Source organism: Terriglobales bacterium (genome assembly GCA_035624455.1).
Taxonomy (GTDB): Bacteria; Acidobacteriota; Terriglobia; order Terriglobales; family Acidobacteriaceae; genus DASPRM01.
Map to the genome: position 1 here is coordinate 48,410 of DASPRM010000081.1, position 7,015 is coordinate 55,424.

The following is a 7,015-nucleotide window of genomic DNA, read 5'->3' on the forward strand; positions in this document are numbered from 1 at the left end:
TGCTGAGCCCGCGTGGCGCGCGAAGCCTCTCTGCAGCTTCTCAGAGGAAACAGCCTTCCATTTGAGCGAAAACGCCCGGAGTGGCAAGTACCACGTGGGAACGGACGTCCCGTCCGTTCGGGTCGAGCAAGGCTCGACAGCTAATCCAACTCTTTACTTCTTGGGAGCTGGGTCCGGTGCCGGCGGCGGCCCACCCGATGTCGTAATCGGTACCTGAGATGCACTCGAGCCGGATTTCCCGGATGCAGATCCGCCGGATGTAGTTCCGGTCGACGAAGCTCCGCCGGATGCAGTTCCGCCCGACGAACCTCCGGCGGATGTTGGCCCACTGGCAGGCGTCTGGGTTTGCGCCTTCTGATCTGGAGGCTGGGCCTTCTGCCCGGGCGCGATATCCGCGCCTTCGTAGGTGATCTTGATCTGCGAGCCGAACCGCTTGTAGTTCGTGTACTTCACGACTTCGCGGATACGCACATCCCCGTTAGAAAAGTGCAGCGTGTCGTCCACCTTGGTGAAGGTTGGGAACCAGTACTTGCCATCAATTTGTTCGCGATAGGTGGTGAACTTGGGAAACAGATTTTCCTGCCCCTTCTTGGCGCGGATGTCAGGAACATTCTTGCCGAAGGTCTTGACGATCTGAAAATCGTGATCATCCACCCAGATCCGGCCCTCGAAATATCTCCGCCCCTTGTCGATGGTCTTGGGCGAGATATCGAACACGTAGGTATTCAGCTCGTCTTCCTTCTGCTGGCCAACGAACATGATGTTGTAGTCCGGAATTTCGTCGGAGGTGAGAACGAAGGGGAGCCGCTTTTCGATGTCGTCGAAATCTTCCCGGGTCATGCTGATTCTTTGCAGCGTTGTCTGAGGGGCAAAAACCACCTGCTCGCTCCGGCGTCCCTTGTCGTCAAACAGGATGTCGACTACCTGCCGATATTCGCCTGCATCATCGACTTCCGTGATCCGCACATCCTGACGATAGGTGTACTGCTCGCGCGCCAGCTTGAATTCCTTTTCCTTGGCGGCAAAGCGCTGGATGACTTCCTGGACAGTGATGCCCTTCGGCTCAGCCGGATTCAGTTGGCCTTCACCGCGGTCCTGCGCCCACGCGCCCATCATCGGGGAGAGCGTGAGCAGTGTTCCCAGACCGAAGACTATGTTCGCGAGATGATTTCTTTTCATGGTGATATCAAACCTTGGATACTTATTAACTTCGATGCAACGGCGGAAAGCCACGTTGTCGGCCGCCCGACGTTCGCGGCGTCTCCTAATATCCTACAACGATCTCTTTTTGCCTGCCGCCCCGGACGGGTCGGGCTCGACACATTCCCGCAGGTCGCGCGCAGGTTGTCATCACGAGCAGCCTTCCGGCTGCGAGGGATCTGCAGTTGGTTTTGGGAACCGATCTGGCTGAATGCTGACCGCTGAATGCTTAGTCCAAATGCTACACTCACCTGTTTTGTCCCGATCCCTACAAAGTCAGAACAGCCTGGAGACCGCAACCTCATGCTTCGTAGCACCTGCGCCGTAACTTTACTTCTTACCTTCGCCCTGCTGCTTACCACCCTCGCCGCCGCTCAAGCCAAACATCCGTTCACCTTCGAGGACATGATGGCGCTGAAACGCATCGGCGATCCCATCCTTTCCCCTGATGGCCACTGGATTCTCTTTGGCGCTGCCGATGTCAACCTCGAACCGAACACCAAGACTTCCCATCTGTGGGTGGTTCCTGCCGCGGGCGGCGAATCCCGCCAGATCACCAATGGTCCGGGCGAGGACCGTGGCCGCTGGTCGCCCGATGGCAAGGAGATCCTCTTTGTCTCCGCTCGCGATGGCGTTTCTCAAATCTGGGTGCAGGATTTCGATTCCGCAAACGGCTCCCTGACTGGTGATCTTACCAAGATCACTTCCCTTTCCACCGGCGCCGATGGTGCGCTGTGGTCCCCCGACGGTAAGACGATTCTCTTCATCTCCGAGGTCTACCCCGATTGTCCCGACGACGCCTGCAACAAATCGCGCGAAGAAGCTAAAGCAAAATCCAAGGTGAAAGCGCGCGTCTTCACTCGCCTGCTCTACCGGCACTGGAACGCTTACTTCAGCGGCAAGCGCAGCCATCTATTCGTTGTGCCGGCAGCCGGCGGCGCAGTTCACGATATCACTCCCGGTGACCACGATGTCCCGCCGTTTTCGCTCGGCGGGCCGGACGACTATTCCTTCTCACCCGATGGACGGGAAATCGCCTACACCAGCAATCACGATCCGGTAGAAGCGATCAGCACGAATAACGACATCTTTATTGTTCCGGTCTCCGGTGGCGCGGCAAAAAAGATCAGCACCAGCCCGGGCAGCGATTCCACCCCGCTCTATTCTCCTGACGGCAAGTGGATCGCCTGGCGCATGCAAAAACGCGGCGGCTATGAGAGCGATCGCTTCCGCCTGGTCATCTACAACAGGAAGACGGGCGTGATTACCAAACTGACCGAGGGCTTCGACCGGTGGGTTGGCGCCTATGCCTGGGCTCCCGACTCGCAGAATCTCTACTTTGCGGCCGAGGATCAGGGCGAGGCCCCGATTTTTACCACCGACATCCATGGTGCTGCCGTCAAAGAGGTCGCCTCCGGCGAGTTCGATTCACTCGCAATCAGTCCTGACGGCAAGTCGCTCTATTTCGATTGCATGTCAGTGCAGCGGCCGAACGAGATTTGCAGCTTGCAACTGGCAGCACAGCCCTCCTGCGATTCCGGGCGCACAAAAGAACGTCCCGCGCCGATCACGCCGGCAGTTCCCAAATCTTGCTACTCGCCCGTGCAGGCCGTTTCTCACGTCAACGATCCCGTTCTCTCCCGCATCGCGATGTCTTCCCTGGAGCCGTTCTGGTTCACCGGAGCGGAACGGGCCAAAGTCCAAGGCTTTCTTATCAAGCCTCCCGATTTTGATTCCTCGAAGAAGTATCCTGTGAAATTCCTCATTCACGGCGGGCCGCAGGGCGCCTGGGGTGATTCCTGGTCCTACCGCTGGAACGCAGAATTATTCGCCGCCAATGGCTATGTAGTGATCATGGTGAATCCGCGCGGCTCCACAGGTTACGGCCAGCGGTTCATTGATGACATCAATGGAGACTGGGGCGGGCGCGCTTATGTTGATCTGATGACCGGTCTCGATTACGCCGAGAGGACGTATCCCTTTATCGACAAGCAGCGCGAGTGCGCTCTGGGCGCGAGCTACGGTGGCTACATGATCAACTGGATCCTGGGCCACACCAACCGCTTCCGCTGCCTCGTCTCGCACGATGGCATGTTCAACTCCATCTCCGCGTACGGCACCACCGAAGAACTCTGGTTCAACGAATGGGAATTCAAAGGCACACCCTGGACCAATCGCCCGCTCTATGAGAAGTGGTCGCCGAACAACTTCGCGACCAAATTCAAGACGCCCACACTCGTCATTCACGGCCAACTGGACTACCGCCTGGACGCCTCTGAAGGCTTTCAGCTATTCACCACTATGCAGCGGCTGAACGTGCCCTCGAAGATGCTCTATTTCCCCGACGAAGGACACTGGGTACTCAAACCACAGAACAGCCAGCTCTGGTACAAGACGGTGAATGACTGGGTGGATTCGTACCTGAAGAAGTGAGGCGATCAGCTGAGGGTGTCAGTAACTCCCGTGGACATCGGGCCGCGAGACTAATCATCATCTTCTTTGACTTTGGCCGCAGGGATTACAGCGTGCTTCGCCAGCGGCATCGGCTTCGCGCCCATGCGGTCCCGCCAGAGAATTTGATTGAGCAGGGCCGCATCCGCGCGGTCGGCGTGCGAAAAGTCCATCTTGCTGGACTCGCGGGCTCCCGGCGATCTCTCAGTATTCACTCGATAGAGAAGCCCATTGTCGCGGTTGCGATAATCGGCTCTGTAGGCCGGCTGTGTGCCCGGTCCGTGAAATAGCGGAGTCATCACCGGCGCGTGCGCGTCGTTGTTGTTCATCGGCGGCAAGCCAAGCAGCGCTTCCATGGTGTGAATCAGATTCACCGTGGTATAGAACTCGTGGTCGACAAACGGCTTGTCACTCGATCCCGGTGAGTATTTGCTGATCACAAAGGCGATGCTGCGGTGCGCATCAACGTGGTCAGAGCCATCCTGGGCATCATCTTCCAGGACGAAGATGGCAGTGTTCTCCCAATATTGGCTGTGTGATACGGCATCGACCACGCGGCCAAGGGCGAGATCGTTATCTGCAACTGCTGCCGATGGTGTGGCCCTGCCTGGACGGGTTCCTGAGGTGTGGTCGTTGCCCAATCGGAGAGTGATGAATGCCGGCATGCGATCCGGCCTAGCTGCCACGCTCTGTCCCTCTTCGTCTCTCTGCGCAGCCCAGGCGCGTTCGGAAGTCGTCATTTTCGTCTGCAGGCTCCACTGCTTGAACTCTCGCAGAAATTCATCCGCGCGAAGCTGATCTGGATATTCCAGGCGAAAATCGGGGAACCGTGGATCGAAGTGATCGCGCAGCTCAGGTTTGGTGGGAACATTGCGCGCGATGATCGGGATCTTCCACGGCCAGGGACTCTCCCCGCCCGGCGGATCGCCGACATTCGATTGAAGATGCGCGCCTTTCGCAATGAATTGCGATTTGCACTCTAGGCCCTCCGCCTGCGGCGTGCCTTCGGCGGGTGACTGCCATCCCTGCGGCTGGTCGCACCATTCGGTGGAGATATATTCGCCATAGTGGCGATATGTCAGGCCATGCGTTGCCAGGTTCGTCCACAGATAGCCGGTGGCAGGCTCGTTGACGTCGGGCTGGCCCTTCAGCAGCGGATATTCATCGCCGACCTCGCCTTCATAATCGTAGGTGCGCTCGGCGCTGCGATAGCCAATCTGCCAGGTTTTTTCGGTGTAGTCGCTGGTGATGGCCGCGGTTGACCATACGTGGCCGTCACCTGAGACCTCGCCGCTGTCGTAGAAATTGTCGAGCACGCCAAACTGCCGGGCCAGCTTGTGCTCGTTGGGAGTGATGTCTGCGCCATACATGGTGAGCGAAGGATCGCCGTCGCCAACACCCAGGTCTCCCAAAATCTGGTCGAAGGTGCGATTCTCCTTGATGATGTAGATCACGTGCTTAATGGGGTTGTGGCCCGCGGGAAAAATCTCGAACGCTTGTTTTTCCGCCATCAGATTGGAGCGCAGGACCTCACCGCTCAGCGCGGCGAGATTTTGCTCTGCATCCCCGAGCTTGATGCGCGCGACCGAGCCGTGCAGCAGAGTAGCAATATAAGGACGGTAACCGCGATAGGCAAATTCTTCCGCAGACACCTGCATCGAGTTCGGCCCGGTTCCTTCGCTTTTTGCCGAGGCAACGAGCAGTTCATCGCCGCGAACGGCAACGGCGGTGGGATACCACTCGGTGGGGATGAAGCCGAGGGGAGACCCGCTCTGAGGTCGGGCACTTGTCTCGCCCATGTGCGAAATATCGAGCACTGCCACGGCATCGAGCGATGCGTTGGCCACGAACAGGCGCTTGCTATCTGAACTCAGCGCCAATCCTTGCGGATAGGCTCCGAAAAATTCCTGGCCGGGTAGTTTGGTGGAGAGAAATGCCGCACGGCCCGAGCTGGTGCCGACGACCGCGACTTCATCGGTATTCGACAACGCCACGAAGAGCCATTTCTCGTCCGCACCCAGCAGCATCTCGCTGGGATGCGATCCCGGCGCAGTCTCTGACTTTGGCGCTCGCAGTTCGATTCGCCGCGTGACCGCGCCTGACTCGAGATCCAATTCCGCGACCTGGGATGTGTTCCACAGGCTGCACCATGCCCGGCGGCCATCGCGGCTGGCGACCACCGTATACGGAAACTCGGCAGGTACGTCGCGATGCGTGCTGAGATCGAAGCGGTGAAGTACCTTGCCGCTCGCGGAGTCGATGAGCAGGGCATCATCGGAGACATTGTCGGCGACCAGGATGCGGTCGGCCTCGCCACCCCCGCTGTTCACAACCGCCAATCCTGCGGGATAAGGCACTGCAGTTCCAGCAGGAGCTTCTTTCGAGATCCGTCCTGCTTTTTTGCCAGAGGCCAGCTTCTGTGGAGCGATGGAGATAAAACGCTCCGGGGTCACTTTGCCGCGGTCAAACGCATACACCGCGATTCCGTTTCCGATGCTGCCGGGCTTTTTGCCTTCGGGATCGGTGATCGATGCCATCGAGGCGTAGAGATGTTTGCCGTCCGTGGAGAATGCCAGTCCGAGGAAGTAGCTCTGGCGTGCGCGGCGCGGCAGGCGGTCGTCGGGAAACTCTGCGACCTGGTTGGTCTCGAGGTCGAGCACAGCAATTCCCTGATGCACATTGGATTCGAGTGTCCCGTAACCCATTTCGAGCACAACCGCGTAGCGCCCGTCGGGGCTGACCGTCAAGCGCCCGGGAAAACTTCCGATCTTCTGATGATTGCCAGGACTGGGCGACAGGAGCAGCTTGCTGGTGGGGAGATGGATTTCTTTCTTGGCAACCTGGTCGGCGAGGAGCGTGAGGCCGCAAGCCAATGCGAGCAGAATCGTTGTTGGGAAAACACAGCGTGAGATGGAAGATTTATGACCGGAGTTCATGAGGTTCAGTTCAACATAGAGAGTCTTTATTACAAAGCCGTGAAAGACGCGGTTCGTTGTGACTCAGGTCAGGCACCGAGCAGGCGCGCGTACACGGGCGGCGAGACTTTGGGTGGAGCAGGCTTCAGCCCTGCTTGTGCGATGCATGATAACCCAGGCTTCAGCCGCTGAGGGAAGCTCGCTCTGTACTGAATCAGACCCTCAGAGGCTAAAGCTATGCGCGCCTTGATGCCCGCCTAAAGGCCTGCTCCACCCGTCGAAGCGCAGCAATCACCTTTCAGCCGGCTCCAGCTCTTTTGCGATCTGCGGAATCACGGCCTCCAGCAAGGCAACGAATTGGCCCTTCACCCGCTCTCCAGTCTCAAGCACTTCTTTGTGATGGAGCGGCTGGTCGAGCATACCGGCCGCCATGTTGGTCACGCACGAGA

At 58.4% G+C, this 7,015-nt stretch carries 3 protein-coding genes; 1 reads left to right on the forward strand and 2 read right to left on the reverse strand.

The features are described from left to right. Window positions 1-153 precede the first annotated feature (153 nt). A complete protein-coding gene (locus tag VEG30_09175) occupies window positions 154-1,179 on the reverse strand; it encodes a hypothetical protein (GenBank protein HXZ80088.1) in 1,026 nt (341 codons plus the stop codon). 324 nt (window positions 1,180-1,503) lie between these two features. Here VEG30_09175 and VEG30_09180 point away from each other — a divergent pair, with 324 nt between their 5' ends. After that, window positions 1,504-3,633, forward strand: a complete 2,130-nt coding sequence (locus VEG30_09180; GenBank protein ID HXZ80089.1) for a S9 family peptidase — start codon at window positions 1,504-1,506, stop codon at window positions 3,631-3,633. A 50-nt stretch (window positions 3,634-3,683) separates the two neighbouring features. Here the strand turns inward: VEG30_09180 and VEG30_09185 are convergent, their stop codons facing one another. Then, window positions 3,684-6,524: a bifunctional YncE family protein/alkaline phosphatase family protein gene (locus VEG30_09185; GenBank protein HXZ80090.1), complete on the reverse strand. Its 2,841-nt coding sequence runs from the start codon at window positions 6,522-6,524 to the stop codon at window positions 3,684-3,686. Window positions 6,525-7,015 lie beyond the last annotated feature (491 nt).

Excerpts from the sequence above, each read along its gene's own strand:
- VEG30_09175 (HXZ80088.1), bottom strand. The coding sequence starts at position 1,179 with ATGAAAAGAAATCATCTCGCGAACATAGTCTTCGGTCTGGGAACACTG.
- VEG30_09180 (HXZ80089.1), top strand. The coding sequence starts at position 1,504 with ATGCTTCGTAGCACCTGCGCCGTAACTTTACTTCTTACCTTCGCCCTG.